Source organism: Rhizobium nepotum 39/7 (genome assembly GCF_000949865.1).
Lineage (GTDB): Bacteria > Pseudomonadota > Alphaproteobacteria > Rhizobiales > Rhizobiaceae > Agrobacterium > Agrobacterium nepotum.
In genome coordinates this window covers 285284-301405 of record NZ_JWJH01000007.1, presented here as the reverse complement: position 1 = coordinate 301405, position 16122 = coordinate 285284, and the positions used below count along the sequence as shown (strand labels likewise).

Here is a 16122-nt window from a genome sequence, read left to right as displayed (position 1 = left end):
GCGCCGACGTCGAACACCCTTGCAATAGAGTGTAGATTACCCTTGATGAAAACGTTGATTCGATTGTTGAAATGGCTGGGCTACGCTGCTCTTTGCGGCGTGGTGCTGGTGTTGCTTGCGGTTCTGTTCGTTGGTCTTACCCCGATGGGCGCCGGAATTGCCGCACAGCAGATTTCATCGCTCGTATCCACACCCGATCAGACAATCGAAATCTCTCCGCCCAGCGGGCTTTTGACGGGTCGCCTGCGGCTCGACAACGTCACCCTTTCGGACAGGCAGGGACCTTATGCCCGCCTGAACCAGATCGCCGTCGACTGGTCGCCCCTGTCGCTTCTTGCCGGAACCTTCCATGCCGACCGGGTGTCGGCCGGATCGATCGACGTCGAGCGCAAACCGCTTCCCGCGGAGCAAACGACGACCAAAAGCTCCGGCACCTCCTCGCTGCCAATAGAAATCGGCATCGACAATTTCAATTTTCCCGACATAAGCCTCGGGCAATCGCTTCTCGGCCGTCCCTTCGACCTGAGCGCCGAAGGCAATCTCAAGGCGGCCCAGGACGATATAAGGCTGTCGCTCACCGCCCATCGACGGAATGCTCCGGATGCCGTCGTCAATGCGGACGTCGCATTTCTGCCGAATGAAAACGTCCTGAAGCTGAAGGCCGAGATGAAAGAGCCCGAAGGCGGGCTTCTCGCCACGTTGCTTTCGCTTCCGGGCACGCCCGCTGTGGCGCTTGACGTGAACGGCGAAGGGCCGCTTTCCGACTGGACGGGGACATTGCGCGGCAATGTCGCCGGCAACCCCGTCGTCAATGTCACCGGCCATCATCTTCTTGCCGATGACGGCACACGCCGTATCGAGATCACAGGCGGCGGCCAACCCGATCTGCTTCTGCCGCCTGCCTTCCGCCAGCTTTTCGCCGGTGAAACGAAACTCGACGCGAACGCCACACTCTCCCCGCAGGGCCGCATCGAAATCGGCAGCAGCACGCTGGAGACCGGAACGTTGCTGCTGACAGCCTCCGGCACCGTCGACCCGAATGGCCAGAACGATCTCAGCGCGAACCTCATCGGCACCACCGGTCCGGTCGATTTCCGCTGGCCGCTGAACAATGGCGAGGTTCAGGCCCTCATCAACGGGCTCGATCTTTCGTTGAAAGGCGGCGCCGATGCCGCACATCTTAAGACCACCGCATCCTTGCGCAGCCTTTCCCTGCCCCAGGGCAGGCTTGACGACGTCAAACTGACGGCTGAGAGCAGCGATCTCAACATTGCCAGCCGCAGCGGCACCATCCAGACCGTCCTCTCCGTGGCGCAATCGTCCTTCGTCAGTCCTGACGTCAACCGGCTGGTGCGCGCGCCCGTCACCATCAAGGCGCCGCTCAGCCTCACCTCTTCCGCCATCGGTTTCGACGGCGCGACGCTGGAAAGCGCCAGTGTCGGCGGAACACTGAATGGCAGTTTCGATCTCACTGACAATCGCCTGACGTCCAGCGTGCAGCTCTTTGCGCTGCCCGCCACCCTGCCGCCAGCGCTTGCGGAAAAATTCGACACCACCATAGCCTTGCAGGGCGATATCGACCTGATCATCGGCGGGCGCACCAGCGTTCAGAAACTCGTGGTCAAATCCGGAACTCTCGAAGCGACCGGTGATGTCAGCCTCGAAAACAATGCGTTAAGCGCCAACCTGATAGGCAAATTCCCCGCCCTCGAAAAATTGACACCGCAGGCGAAGGGCGTTGCCGATTTTACAATCGAAGCGAGCGGGGCGCTTGCCGCACCCGATTTCAATGTCACCTTAAGCTCTGAAAGCGCCATCCTTGCCGGACGAAAGCTCGAAGCGCTGAAGGTCAATGCTGCGGGCAAGGCCGATCCCGCCGCACCGCAGGCGAAACTGACCGCCAGCGGCAGCCTCGACCAGCAGAAGATCGACGCCAACGCCAATGTTGTGCAGACCGAAAACGGCACGGCGATACCCGAACTTCATGTGGCGGTAGGCCGCAACATATTGAACGGGCAGCTGCAATTCTCGCAGCAATTCCTGCCATCAGGCAATCTTTCCTTCAACTTCCCGGACCTGGCCCTGCTGGCCGCACTTGCCGCGCAACAGGCGGATGGTGACATTGCCGGCGAGATAGAACTGAGCAACGCCAACGGCCGGACCGCCGCGACGATAAAGGCGAATGGCGGCAGCATCCGCCAGGGCACGACGACGATCTCCAAGCTCGCCGCCGATATCACCATCGACGACTTGCAGGCCCTCGCCATCAACGGCAAGGTCAGTGCCGACAGCGTCAATGCCGGCACGGTATCGATTTCCGCACTGAATGCGACCATCGCACATTCCGGCACCACGACCGAGTTCGACGTCAACGGCCGTTACGACAATGCGCCACTGGTGGCAAAGGGCAGCGCCAATACTGCCGGCTCGCCGATGACCGTGCGGATCGATACTTTCTCGGCCGCCCCCAGGGGCATCGCCGTGAGGCTTGAAAAACCGAGCACAATCGCGATTGAAAACGGTGCGGCCCGCATCGCCGGTCTGACCATCATCACCGGCGACGGGCGCGTCGAGGTAAACGGCATCGCCGGATCGACGCTCGACATCAACGCCGATATCCGCTCGCTTCCCGCAAGCCTCGCAAATGCCTTCGCCACCGGTCTGGATGCGGCGGGCAACATATCCGGCACGGTCAACGCCAAGGGCGCAGCTTCCGATCCTTCGGTCGACTACAATCTGAACTGGACGAATGCCGAGGTTGCCCAGACCCGCGCCGCCGGGCTTGCCGCACTCGGCATCAAGGCAAACGGCCGTTTCGCCGCCGGCACCCTGCAGATCGACACCAATGTATCCGGTCAGGGCGGCATGTCGCTTTCGGGCGGCGGCTCCCTCGGTATAGCCGGCAATCGCCCGCTTTCCATGGCCTTTTCCGGCAGGCTGCCCTTCTCCGCCGTTGCGGCGCAAACCGCAGCGCAGGGCCTCGATGTGGACGGCACAGCCGCCATCGATGTGAAAATCTCCGGCAGCGCTTCCGCACCTGTCGTTACCGGCAGCATCACCACCGATGGCACGCGCCTGACCGACGTGCGCCGCAACCTGACAGTCAACGGACTGGGAGCAACCGTCACCTTCGATCGCGATCGCGCCATCATCTCCCGGTTGACGGGCAAGCTTGCGGGCGGCGGAACGATCTCGGGAACCGGCAGCATCGGGATCGCCGGCGGATCGGGTTTCCCGGCCGACATTACGATCACATTGGATCGCGCCGGTTATAATGACGGCACGCTGGTGACGACGGTGGTAAGCGGTACGCTGACGCTGAAAGGCCCGCTTTTGAGTTCGCCGGTGCTTGGTGGCAACCTGACGCTGGACAGAAGCGCCATCACCATTCCGGAGAAACTTCCCGCCTCGCTGACGGAAATCAACGTCAAGCACAAGAACGCTCCACCACAGGTGCGTGCGCAGGCAAAGGCGCTTGGCGGCGATCAGGGCAGCAGCGGCAGTTCCTCCACCATCAATCTTGATCTACAGGTAAACGCACCGAGCGGCATCTTCGTGCGCGGACGCGGCATCGATGCGGAGCTGACGGGCAATCTGACCATTCGCGGCACGGCGGCTGTTCCCGTCATTTCCGGCGGCTTTGAAATGCGCCGCGGCAGGCTTGAAATCCTGACCCGTCGCCTCGATTTCAAGACGGGCAACATCACCTTCGGTGGCGGCCTCGTGCCGGTTCTGGATATGGAAGCGCAATCGACCGCCGGCTCGACCACTATCACGGTTGCGGTTTCCGGCACTGCCAACGATCCGACATTCGCCTTCTCCTCAGCACCTGCCTTGCCGCAGGATGAAGTTATGGCGCAGCTGATCTTCGGCCAGTCCATGTCGAAACTCTCCGCCTTGCAGATCGCGCGACTGGCGGATGCGGCAGCCCAACTCGCCGGCGGGCGTTCCACCTCGCTGTTCGATAAGCTCCGCAGCAATCTCGGCGTCGACGATCTCGATATCTCGACGGATTCCGAAGGCCAGGCCCGCGTTTCCGCCGGCAAATATCTCAATGAAAGAACCTATCTCGAACTGCAGCAAAGCGGTGATTCCGGCGCCAAAGCGATCATCAACCTCGATGTCGGGCGCGGTGTGAAACTGCGCGGCGAAGCGGGCGGCAATGGCGAAGGTGCTGCCGGCATATTTTACGAGAAGGAATATTGAGACCGGCCGCATTTAGGTTTGCGAAACGATCTCATGATAAGAATCATTGAATGAAGGCGGAAATATTATTTCCGGCTGTTCAGGCACCAGGCAGAACGCCAAATTCGCATATGCAAGTGTCGGTGCACTTGCGCTGGCCTCCACAGCGAGCATTGGGAAGAATTCTGATGGCAATGATAAACTCCACGAACTTTGGCGGCGAGACGCTCGAAATCATCGCATTCCGCCTGCATGATCAGGAATTCTGCGTGAAGACGACGACCATCCGCGAAATTCGCGGCTGGGCGCCTTCCACGCCCATTCCTCACGCGCCGAAAGACGTCATCGGCGTCATGAATCTGCGCGGCTCCGTCATTCCGATTATCGATCTGGCCCACAAGCTCGGCATGAAAAGCACCGTTGCGAATGAACGAAGCGCGATCGTTGTAGCCGAAGTGCACAACATGGTCATCGGCATGCTCGTCGACCGCGTTTCGGACATCCTGACGATCCCGGCAAATCAGGTCCAGCCGGTTCCGGAAATCTCGGCCTCTTTCGACAAGTCCTATTCCGAAGGCATCATCGCCAACGAACATGGCATGATCTGCTTCCTGAACCTCGCAAAAATGTTCAAGGGAACCGAAGCGGAAGATCTCGCAGCCTGATCGGGCGATTACATTCTGACGCAAGCGTTTAACAACGATTATCTACGACAAAACCAGACCGCCGGAGCACCTGCCCGGCGGTTTTTGTTTTCTCACCCGTCCCACAACTTAAATAAGAACATTTTAATATTAGATATCCATAATATTAAAAGCCGACGAACAGTACCGCGCGCCGCACGACATCACGCGGGTCCGATACCTGACGGGGGCTGCTTAGTCGCAAGTGCCTGCATTGCCGCCTTTGGTGGCAAAACCTATTCGTTGTTCAACATGATACGACGTGGACCGCGCCTTCCGTGCGGCAAGCCGCGCCGTGGGCCGATATTTGGGGGACGTTAATGCTGGGGTTAGGGAAAAGCGCAGATAACCGAAACATGCTCGATGCGATATCCAAATCGCAGGCGGTCATAGAATTCGATCTCAAAGGTAATATTCTCACGGCAAACCGCAATTTCTGCACGGCGCTGGGCTATGATCTCACTGAGATCGTCGGCAAGCACCATCGCATCTTCTGCAGCGGAGATATTGTCGCATCGCGCGCATATCAGGAATTCTGGGAATCTCTTGCGCGCGGCGAATTTCAGGCCAAGGAGTATCGCCGAATCCGCAAGGACGGGTCGGCCATCTGGATCGAGGCTTCCTACAATCCCGTCTTCCGTTCGGGCAAACCCTACAAGGTCGTCAAGATCGCGACCGACATCACCGCCAAGAAGATCAAGGCCACGGAAGACGCCGGCAAGCTGGAGGCGCTTTCCCGCTCCCAGGCCACCATCGAGTTTTTGCCTGATGGCACGATCATCACCGCCAATCCGAATTTCTGCACCACCGTGAACTACGATCTGAAGGAGATCGCAGGCAAACACCACCGCATGTTCTGTGATCCGGCCTATACCGCATCCCCTGCCTATGCCAATTTCTGGCAGCGGCTGGCATCGGGGGAATTCATCTCGGACGAATTTGTTCGCTACGGAAAGAACGGCAAGGAAATATGGATCCAGGCCGCCTATAATCCGGTGCTGGATGAGGCCGGCAAGGTGGTGAAAGTCGTAAAATTCGCAACCGACGTCACCCCGCGCATGAGCGCCATTACCGCTCTTGCCGATGCCTTGCAGGCACTGGCGGAGGGCGATCTGATCCAGCGTCTCGATAACAGCTTCGTGCCCAGCATGGAGAAGCTGCGGCACGACTTCAACGACGTTGTCGGCAAACTTCAGACCACCATGCAGACGATCGCCCATAATGCCTCGACAATCGCATCCGGCTCGGGCGAGATACGCATAGCCGCCGATCAACTCTCGCAGCGCACCGAGCAGCAAGCCGCTTCACTGGAGGAAACCGCAGCCGCGCTGGAAGAAATCACCACCACCGTTACCGACGCCAGCCAGCGCGCCGGCGAAGCCGGAAAGCTGGTACTGCGAACGAAAGAACACGCCGAACATTCCGGCGAAGTCGTTCAACAGGCGATTTCCGCCATGGACGCGATTTCGCGCTCATCCGGTGAAATCACCAACATCATCGGCGTCATAGACGACATCGCCTTCCAGACCAATCTTCTGGCGCTGAATGCGGGCGTCGAAGCAGCCCGCGCCGGCGAAGCAGGCAAGGGTTTCGCTGTCGTGGCGCAGGAAGTGCGGGAACTCGCGCAACGATCCGCAGTCGCGGCCAAGGAAATCAAATCCCTCATCAACACCTCCCGCGAACAGGTCGTCAACGGCGTCGATCTGGTTGGCAGAACCGGCGGCGCCTTGCGGGATATTCAGTCGCAGATGGGCGAAATCGATGCCAACGTCTCGGCGATCGTCGAGGCATCGCGCGAACAGGCGAACGGGCTGAGAGAAATCAATCAGGCCGTCAACGTCATGGATCAGGCGACCCAGAAAAACGCCGCGATGGTGGAGGAAACCACCGCCGCCAGCCACGGCCTTGCCAATGAGGCGGAGAACCTGCACGAATTGCTGCGGCAGTTCAGGATATCGCGCGAGGCATCGCTGTTACCCGTCCAGCCGAATGACAGAAAACCAGCCATGGTCACCAGACTGCCAGCAGCACAGCCGCGATATGCTGCAGTCAGGTCCCATGGAAATGCGGCGGCGGAATGGGCGGAGTTTTAGATCTCCACGCCCGACCAAGCCGGAAGGCCACGTGTAGATGATGGCCTTTGGCGCTATAAAATAACGCGGTCTGCATGGGTGAAGATTTCGAAGTCTTCACCCCGGACCAGCGCGACAAGTGTGATGCCTGCCGCCTCAGCGGTTTCGATGGCAAGCGCGGTGGGCGCCGAAATTGCCGCCAAAACCGGACTGCCGAGGATCGCCGTCTTCTGAACCATCTCCACCGACAGGCGGCTGGTGACGACCACAATGCCCGCCTCGGCGGATATGTTGGCGTTGATGACCGCACCGGCGAGTTTGTCGAGTGCATTGTGGCGACCGACATCCTCACGCGCCGCAAGCAAACCCTTCCCAGCATTGTAGAAACCCGCCCCGTGAACGGCCCTGGTCTCGCGGTTGAGATTTTGCGCATCATTAAGCGACTTCATCGCAGCAACGATCTCGTGACCTTCGATGGACATTTTCACGCCGCTCAAATCCGGCACGACGCGCACAGCCTGTTCTATCGATTCAATCCCGCAGAGACCGCAGCCCACCGGACCTGCCATATGCCTCCGTCTCGCCCGCAGGGCATCGGCCTCGGCATCCATCAAATCCACCTGGACATCGTATCCCTGGCTCGCCTCCACCACCTCTATGGCCCGGATTTCAGTGCGTGCGGATATGATACCTTCGGTGAGGCTGAAGCCGACGGCGAAATCGATGAGATCGGCGGGGCTGGCCATCATCACGGCATGGGTGCTGCCACCGTAAGAAAAGGCAACCGGCACTTCTTCAGGCACGGCCCGCTCCCCAGTGACAAGAGTCCCCTGTCGCAGAGCGGTTCTCGCGACCCTTCGGTAACTTGCTTCTGCCGACATGGCGATCATTCCTCCATGGCAGGAGACGCGTCTTCACCTCGGCTTCCGTTCGATAAAGCTGCGTTCCTCTTCATCATCACATCTAGCCTATCGCCCCGAAAATCGGAATCGATTTCGACAGGACCGAGCCGGCCAAAGCGCTCTTTACTGAAGCGGAAACCGATCTCTTCGGCGCGTGAGATATGGCCGGGCCCCAAAACAAAAAAAGCGACCGAAGCGGCCGCTTTTTTGGTTAGATATTTTGTGGGCAGTCATTCTTTCGAACCCGCCCGGTGCTTTCAAGCGGCGACGAGAACCTCGTGCAGGTTCGTCAGTTCGTAAAGATGCTTTTCAAGCTTGGTCCGATGTTCGTGATGATGATTGCCCTCTTCAATTTCGGAGCGGGCCGCATCGATACGCTTCTGCAGCGTGTCGGGAGAGATATCATCGGCCGAGACGGCGGATTCGGCCAGAAGCGTGCAACCCGTCGGAAGAATATCGGCAAAGCCGCCGAAGACGACATATTTGTGCGTTTCGCCGGAGGCGAATTTCACCGTTACCAGACCCGGCTTGATCGTCGTCATCACCGGCGCGTGATTGGCCAGAACCGTCATCTCACCCAGCGTAGCCGGGATGACGACTTCCGTAACCGTTTCGGAAACGAGCAGACGTTCCGGGGAAACGAGATCGAATTTGAAACTGTCAGCCATGGCTCTTCACTTCTTTTCAATTACGCGGGCGTCACGGACTTTTTGTAACAACGCGGCAAAGCCGTTCCGGTTTCACCGTCATTGAAGGCAAGCGCGCGGTAAACCCACGCGCCCGCCAATTCATGATCAGGCAGCTTCAGCAGCCAGCTTCTTTGCCTTTTCGATGGCTTCTTCCATCGAACCGACCATGTAGAAAGCGGCTTCCGGCAGGCTGTCGTATTCGCCGTTGACCAGGCCCTTGAAGCCCTTGATCGTGTCTTCGAGCGCGACGAGCTTGCCCGGAGAACCGGTGAAGACTTCGGCAACGAAGAACGGCTGCGACAGGAAGCGTTCGATCTTGCGGGCGCGGCCAACCGTCAGCTTGTCCTCTTCCGACAGTTCGTCCATGCCGAGGATGGCGATGATGTCCTGGAGAGACTTGTAGCGCTGCAGGGTCGACTGGACCTTACGGGCAACCTCGTAATGTTCCTCACCGACGATCATCGGGTCGAGCATACGCGAAGTAGAGTCGAGCGGGTCAACAGCCGGGTAAATACCCTTTTCAGCGATCGAGCGCGACAGAACCGTTGTTGCGTCAAGATGCGCGAACGAGGTGGCCGGCGCCGGGTCGGTCAAGTCGTCGGCGGGAACGTAAATTGCCTGAACCGAGGTGATCGAACCCTTGTTCGTGGTGGTGATGCGTTCCTGCATCTGGCCCATGTCCGTTGCGAGCGTCGGCTGATAGCCAACGGCCGAAGGAATACGGCCAAGCAGAGCCGACACTTCCGAACCAGCCTGCGTGAAGCGGAAAATGTTGTCCACGAAGAACAGAACGTCCTGGCCTTCATCACGGAAGTTTTCAGCGATGGTCAGACCGGTCAGGGCAACGCGGGCGCGGGCGCCCGGCGGTTCGTTCATCTGGCCGTAAACGAGCGCAGCCTTGGAGCCTTCGCCGCCGCCGAGCTTGTTGACGTTCGACTCGATCATTTCGTGATAAAGGTCGTTACCTTCACGGGTACGCTCACCCACGCCGGCGAATACCGAGTAACCGCCGTGCGCCTTGGCGACGTTGTTGATCAGTTCCATGATGAGAACCGTCTTGCCAACGCCGGCGCCGCCGAACAGGCCGATCTTGCCGCCCTTGGCGTAAGGAGCCAGAAGATCGACGACCTTGATACCGGTGACGAGGATCTGTGCTTCGGTCGACTGCTCGACATAAGACGGCGCATCCTGGTGGATGGCGCGCTTCTTGGCCGTTACGATCGGACCTGCTTCGTCAACCGGCTCGCCGATGACGTTCATGATGCGGCCGAGCGTTTCCGGACCGACCGGAACCTCGATCGGAGCACCGGTGTCGCTGACGCGCTGACCGCGAACCAGACCTTCGGTCGAGTCCATCGCGATCGTGCGGACGACGTTTTCGCCGAGATGCTGCGCGACTTCCAGAACGAGGCGGTTGCCGTTGTTCTCGGTTTCGAGCGCGTTCAGGATCGGAGGCAGTTCGCCTTCGAACGCCACGTCGACAACAGCGCCGATAACCTGGGTAACCTTGCCCGCGCCGTTCACCGCTGCGGTTTTCTTGGGGGTAGCTGCCTTAGCCATTATCCTTACCCTCTTTCCTTACCTCAGAGCGCTTCCGCGCCCGAAATGATTTCAATGAGTTCCTTGGTGATCTGAGCCTGACGCTGACGGTTGTAGGAAAGCGTCAGCTTGTTGATCATCTCACCGGCATTGCGCGTTGCATTATCCATCGCGCTCATCTTGGCGCCCATTTCACCGGCAACGTTTTCGAGCAGAGCCCGGAAAACCTGAACCGAAATGTTGCGCGGAATAAGGTCTTCCAGAATAGAAACCGCATCCGGCTCGTATTCGTAGACGGCGTTCTGCGTTGCTTCTTCCTGTTCCACAACCGGGGTTGCGGCCGGAATGAGCTGCAGGCCGGTCGGGATCTGGCTGATAACGGACTTGAATTCCGAATAGATCAGCGTGCAGACGTCGAATTCACCAGCGTTGAAGAGCGAGATCACCTTCTTGGCGATCTGGTCGGCATTTTCAAAACCGACCTTCTTCACGTCGCGCAGTTCGATGCGCTCGATGATATTAGCTGCGAATTCGCGGCGAAGGCTGTCGTAACCCTTCTTGCCGACCGTGATGATCTTGACCGTCTTGCCTTCGGAAGTCAGCTTGCGGGCCTGATCGCGGGCAAAACGGGAAATCTGCGAGTTGAAACCGCCGCAGAGACCACGTTCGGCCGTGCAGACGACGAGCAGATGCACGTCGTCCTTGCCGGTGCCGGTCATCAGCGCCGGAGCCACGTCCGCCTCTACCGCCTTGGCGATGTTGGCAAGAACGGCGCTCATGCGCTGAGAATACGGCCGGGCGGCCTCCGCAGCTTCCTGGGCGCGCCGAAGCTTCGCCGCGGCGACCATTTTCATCGCCTTGGTAATCTTCTGCGTCGCCTTCACGGAGGCAATGCGGTTTTTCAGATCCTTAAGTGAAGGCATCCGTTATCCGTCCGAGTAAAAGAGCCCTAATTTACGAGAAAGACTTCGCGAAGTTATCGAGAGCGCCCTTGAGCTTGCCCTTGGTATCGTCGCTAATAGCCTTTTCCGTGCGGATGGTGTCGAGGATCGCCTTGCCTTCCGAACGAAGGTAGGAGAGGAAACCCTGCTCGAACTTGCCGATCTGTGCGACCGGAATCTTGTCGAGGTAACCGTTGACACCGGCGAAGATCACCGCGACCTGCTCTTCCGTCTTGAGCGGAGAGAACTGCGGCTGCTTCAGAAGCTCTGTCAGGCGGGCGCCGCGGTTGAGCAGGCGCTGCGTGGAAGCGTCGAGGTCCGAGCCGAACTGGGCAAAGGCGGCCATTTCGCGATACTGGGCAAGCTCGCCCTTGATCGAACCGGCAACCTGCTTCATCGCCTTGATCTGGGCGGCGGAACCAACGCGCGAAACCGACAGACCGACGTTAACGGCCGGACGGATGCCCTGGTAGAACAGGTCGGTTTCAAGGAAGATCTGGCCGTCGGTGATCGAGATCACGTTGGTCGGAATGAAGGCGGAAACGTCGTTACCCTGGGTTTCGATGACCGGCAGCGCCGTCAGAGAACCCGAACCCATTTCGTCGGAGAGCTTCGCAGCGCGCTCCAGAAGACGGGAGTGAAGGTAGAAAACGTCGCCCGGATAAGCTTCGCGGCCCGGAGGACGGCGCAGCAGCAGCGACATCTGACGGTAGGCAACGGCCTGCTTGGAAAGGTCGTCATAGCCGATGAGAGCGTGCTTGCCGTTGTCACGGAAGTATTCGCCCATGGCGCAGCCGGCGAACGGTGCCAGATACTGCATCGGAGCAGGATCGGAAGCCGTGGCGGCAACGATGATCGAATATTGCAGGGCGCCACGTTCTTCCAGAACCTTCACGAACTGGGCAACGGTCGAACGCTTCTGACCGATAGCGACGTAGACGCAATAAAGCTTGTCGCTGTCCGGGCCATTGTCGTGAATGGCCTTCTGGTTCAGGATCGTATCGAGAATGATCGCGGTTTTGCCGGTCTGGCGGTCGCCGATGACAAGCTCGCGCTGGCCGCGGCCAACCGGGATCAGGGCGTCGATGGCCTTGAGGCCGGTCGACATCGGCTCATGAACCGACTTGCGTGGAATGATGCCGGGAGCCTTGACGTCAACGCGCGAACGCTTGGCGGCATTGATCGGGCCTTTGCCGTCGATCGGATTGCCGAGGGCGTCAACGACGCGGCCGAGCAGCTCCGGGCCGACAGGAACGTCAACGATAGCGCCAGTCCGCTTTACGGTGTCGCCTTCCTTGATGTAACGGTCGGAACCGAAAATAACCACACCGACATTGTCAGCTTCAAGGTTGAGCGCCATGCCGCGAACGCCGCCGGGAAACTCGACCATTTCGCCGGCCTGAACATTGTCGAGGCCATAGACGCGGGCGATACCGTCACCGACGGAAAGCACCTGACCGACTTCCGAGACTTCCGCCTCGTTGCCGAAATTTTTGATTTGATCTTTTAGAATTGCGGAAATTTCCGCGGCGCGGATATCCATCAGCCAACCTCTTTCAGTGCAAGCTTAAGGGTGGAAAGTTTGGTGCGAAGAGACGTATCGATCTGGCGAGAGCCGACCTTGACGATCAGGCCGCCGAGGATCGAAGGATCGACGGTAACGGAAACCGTCACATCCTTGCCGGTAACGCTCTTCAGCGCCGCCTTCAGTTCAGTTTCCTGCGCTTCGTCGAGCGCATGCGCCGAGGTGACCTCGGCGGTAATTTCGCCGCGATGGGCGGCGGCAATGGTGCGGTAGGCGCGGATCATGCCGGGAACGGCAAAGAGACGGCGGTTATTCGCAACGACCTTGAGGAAATTAACAGCAAGACCGGCGATACCGGCCTTCTCGCAGATTGCGGTGATTGCCTTGAACTGATCCTCGGCGGAAAATACCGGGCTCGCAACCAGACGCTTCAAATCGTCACTTCCGTCGAGAAGTGCGCCGAACTTGTCCAGATCGGCTCCAACCGCTTCGACCGCACCCGCTTCCAAAGCGAGCTCGAAAAGCGACGACGCATACCTTTCCGCTACACCGGATGTTCCATGGGAGGTGTCTGCCACGGGCACTTTTTCCCTGCTAATCGTCCAAGAACATCAGCGAGGGGGCTCCACCGCATCAAATTCTTGAAATCGTTTCAATTTCCCCGAAAAAGACCGGAATTCCCCCCTGCCTTTTCCCAATTTCGCGGTCCGTCTAGCATAGGACGCCGGGACTCGCAACACGCGTAATAGCGGAAAGCGCCGTTTGGGCAAGGGGGAATGCGTTTAAATTTTCCGATTTCGCTCCGGATGCGCGTCTGGTGCGGCAGAAAAGCCAAAAAGCCCGACTTAGACCAGTCCGAACACGTAGCTCAACGACAATGCGGCCAGGAGAAAATGCACAACCATAAGTAAGCAATTCCGCATAGTTGCGCCTCCATCGGAGAGAATGGAAAGAATGCCGCCGAATACGCTGAGAGCGAAGGCCACGCCGAAGGCAAGATAAACCATGGGCTGCGCCAGAAGCAGCGCGGCAGCACCGAGGCCAAGATAAAAACCCGCAAGCGAGGAGCGCACGAGCGCGTAACCCTCCCTGCGCTCACCGGCCGGCTGCAGGCCGAAGGCGCGAAGGGTAATACCCGGTGCAAACATGAAAAACAGGCCGATCACGGCCGATATCACTGCGGCTCCAAAAGCCAGCTGCTCGCCGAACTCGGCGGGAAAATAAAACTCCATCTCGTTCCCCAAATCATTCTTTTCGCCTGCTGCGTTATGACACGGTCATGACAGGGGGAAAACGCCTCCATCGATAAAGTTCAAAGGAAACTTTGCGGATCGATATCGAGCTGTACATGCACACTGCCCCGCTCCTTCGGGCCATTGGCCAGAAGCGTTCTAAGAAAAGACTGCATGTCGGAATTGCGCCGCCCGTGCACCAGCAAGCGAAAACGGTGGCGGCCGCGGATCAGCGCCAGCGGCGCTTCCGCCGGACCAAGCAGCATGATGCCCGTAACCTGCGGTGCTGCCGCTCTGAGGCCTCGTGCATGGGTTTCGGCATCCGCACGCGTATCGGCGGAGACGATGACCGAGGCAAGGCGTCCGAAAGGCGGCAGAACGGCCTTTTCTCTCTCCACGATCTCCCTTTCGTAAAAGGCCGATGCATCACCCGAAACGATCGCCTGCATGACGGGATGCTGCGGTTGATAGGTCTGCAACAGACCGTGGCTCTTCAACCCCGTACGCCCGGCGCGCCCTGTCACCTGCGAAAGCAGCTGGAACGTTCGCTCGGCCGCGCGCGGATCGCCATTGGCAAGCCCGAGATCGGCATCGACGATACCGACAAGCGTCATCAGGGGGAAGTTGTGCCCCTTGGCGACCAGCTGCGTGCCGATGACGATATCCGCCTCGCCCTTGACGATCGCCTCCAGCTCCAGACGCAGCCGCTTGACGCCCATGAGATCCGAGGAGAGCACGATGGTGCGGGCCTCAGGGAAATGTTTCTCCACCTCCTCGGCAATCCGCTCCACCCCCGGTCCGCAGGCCACCAGATGGTCGAAGGTCCCGCATTCCGGGCAATGGTCCGGCGTCGGCTCGTTATGGCCGCACTGGTGGCATTGCAATTGACTGCGGAACCGGTGCTCCACCAGCCAGCTAGAACATTGCGGGCACTGGAAACGGTGACCGCAGACACGGCAGAGCGTCAGCGGCGCATAACCGCGACGATTGAGGAAGAGCAGGGACTGCTCACCCTTCTCGATGGTCTTGCCGATGCCGCGCAGGAGAATCGGCGAAAGAAACCCTCCCCTTTCCGGCGGATGGCGGCGCATATCGACCAGATGCAGATCGGGCATCGCCGCATCGCCGAAACGGGTATGCAGATGGATGGTGTTGTAACGGCCCGAATTGCCATTGACCTGGCTTTCCACCGAGGGCGTGGCGGACACCAGCACGACGGGAAACTCCGCGATCCGCGCCCTGACGACGGCCATGTCGCGTGCATTATAGAAGACGCGGTCTTCCTGCTTGTAGGCCGGATCATGCTCTTCATCGACGATGATGAGACCGAGATTGTCGAAGGGCAGGAAAAGCGCCGAGCGGGCGCCGGCAACCACCCTCACCTCACCCGTCACCGCCTGCCGCCAAACCTTTTCGCGCATGCGCGGCGACAGGTCCGAATGCCATTCCGCCGGTCTCGCGCCGAAACGGTCGTGAAAGCGATCCAGAAACGCCGCCGTCAGCGCGATTTCGGGCAGCAGGATAAGAACCTGCTTGCCCTGCCTGAGCGTCTCGGCCACCGCTTCGAAATAGACCTCGGTTTTGCCCGAGCCGGTCACGCCGTCGATCAGCGAAACGTGAAAACCGCCTTTACGTACATCCTCAAGAATTTCCGATGCCGCCTGCTTCTGTGGGCCTTCCAGTCTCGGCACGACATAATCCGGATCGGGCTCCGCCACGACAGGCGGCGCGGGCAGGAAAACCGTCTCGAACACGCCCTGCTTGACGAGGCCGTCGACAACGCTGGTGGAGACACCGGCGGCGTGGGCAAGCCCGCTCTTCGTCCAGCCATGGCCTTCCGCCGCCAGTTCCATCACCCTTTCACGGGCAGGCGTCAGGCGCTCCGGCCTGCCTTCGGTCAACCGAAGCCCCTCGATCATCGGCTCGGGATCGAAGGCGGCAGGCGCGCGCAGCGCCATGCGTGCCACAAGACCGGGCGGAGAAAGCGTATATGCGGCAACCCAGTCGATGAAGCGCCGCATTTCCGCTTTCAGCGGCGGGCACTCGAAACTCTTGGTGATGGGCCGCAGCTTCTTCGGATCGACGCTCTTTTCTCCGGCATCGTCCCACACCACGCCGAACACCTGCCGTGGCCCGAGCGGCACCTGAACGACGGAGCCGGTCTCCACGACCATATCTTCAGGCACGGCGTAACTGTAGGGTCCTGGCGCCGGCATCGGCACCAGAACGGGCACCGTGCGCGTGGGCGACGGCGGGTCGAACAGAGCCCCAAATAGATCGGACGAATCTTTTGCCATGATGTGGCGACCATGCCCCGGCGAAATGAAAAAGGAAACCGCCCGCATGTAATGGCT

At 59.5% G+C, this 16122-nt stretch carries 11 protein-coding genes; 3 read left to right on the top strand and 8 right to left on the bottom strand.

All coding sequences use genetic code 11. The features are described from left to right. The first annotated feature begins 45 nt into the window (after positions 1 to 45). The 3 genes from RS75_RS09620 (at position 46) to RS75_RS09610 (ending at position 6961) form a co-directional block, all read left to right on the top strand. Positions 46 to 4206 carry a translocation/assembly module TamB domain-containing protein gene (locus RS75_RS09620; protein ID WP_045019672.1) on the top strand — a complete coding sequence of 1387 codons (4161 nt, stop codon included), beginning with the start codon at positions 46 to 48 and terminating at the stop codon, positions 4204 to 4206. A 167-nt stretch (positions 4207 to 4373) separates the two neighbouring features. Next, entirely contained in the window at positions 4374 to 4850 is a 477-nt protein-coding gene (locus RS75_RS09615) for a chemotaxis protein CheW (RefSeq protein WP_003504949.1), read from the top strand. A gap of 374 nt (positions 4851 to 5224) precedes the next feature. Continuing rightward, positions 5225 to 6961: a methyl-accepting chemotaxis protein gene (locus RS75_RS09610; RefSeq protein WP_045019663.1), complete on the top strand. Its 1737-nt coding sequence runs from the start codon at positions 5225 to 5227 to the stop codon at positions 6959 to 6961. Positions 6962 to 7014: 53 nt separating this feature from the next. Here RS75_RS09610 and fdhD read toward each other — a convergent pair whose 3' ends face one another. The 8 genes from fdhD to RS75_RS09570 all read right to left on the bottom strand — a co-directional run bounded on the left by fdhD (position 7015) and on the right by RS75_RS09570 (position 16065). Next, positions 7015 to 7830: a formate dehydrogenase accessory sulfurtransferase FdhD gene (gene fdhD, locus RS75_RS09605; RefSeq protein ID WP_084686694.1), complete on the bottom strand. Its 816-nt coding sequence runs from the start codon at positions 7828 to 7830 to the stop codon at positions 7015 to 7017. A gap of 269 nt (positions 7831 to 8099) precedes the next feature. Next, a complete protein-coding gene (locus tag RS75_RS09600) occupies positions 8100 to 8510 on the bottom strand; it encodes a F0F1 ATP synthase subunit epsilon (RefSeq protein WP_045019660.1) in 411 nt (136 codons plus the stop codon). Positions 8511 to 8636: 126 nt separating this feature from the next. After that, the gene (atpD, locus tag RS75_RS09595) at positions 8637 to 10091 is read right to left on the bottom strand and encodes a F0F1 ATP synthase subunit beta (protein WP_045019658.1); all 1455 of its coding nucleotides are present in this window, start codon (positions 10089 to 10091) and stop codon (positions 8637 to 8639) included. 23 nt (positions 10092 to 10114) lie between these two features. Next, entirely contained in the window at positions 10115 to 10993 is an 879-nt protein-coding gene (locus tag RS75_RS09590) for a F0F1 ATP synthase subunit gamma (protein WP_045019656.1), read from the bottom strand. Between the two features lie 31 nt (positions 10994 to 11024). Further along, entirely contained in the window at positions 11025 to 12554 is a 1530-nt protein-coding gene (gene atpA, locus RS75_RS09585) for a F0F1 ATP synthase subunit alpha (RefSeq protein ID WP_045019653.1), read from the bottom strand. Further along, positions 12554 to 13120 (bottom strand): F0F1 ATP synthase subunit delta, encoded by a 567-nt coding sequence (locus RS75_RS09580; RefSeq protein WP_200893624.1) that lies wholly within the window; start codon positions 13118 to 13120, stop codon positions 12554 to 12556. Before RS75_RS09580 ends, atpA begins: the two co-directional genes overlap by 1 nt. Positions 13121 to 13381: 261 nt before the next feature. Next, positions 13382 to 13768, bottom strand: a complete 387-nt coding sequence (locus tag RS75_RS09575) for an AGROH133_08824 family phage infection protein (RefSeq protein WP_045019649.1) — start codon at positions 13766 to 13768, stop codon at positions 13382 to 13384. Between the two features lie 80 nt (positions 13769 to 13848). Next, a complete protein-coding gene (locus RS75_RS09570) occupies positions 13849 to 16065 on the bottom strand; it encodes a primosomal protein N' (protein ID WP_045019867.1) in 2217 nt (738 codons plus the stop codon). Positions 16066 to 16122 lie beyond the last annotated feature (57 nt).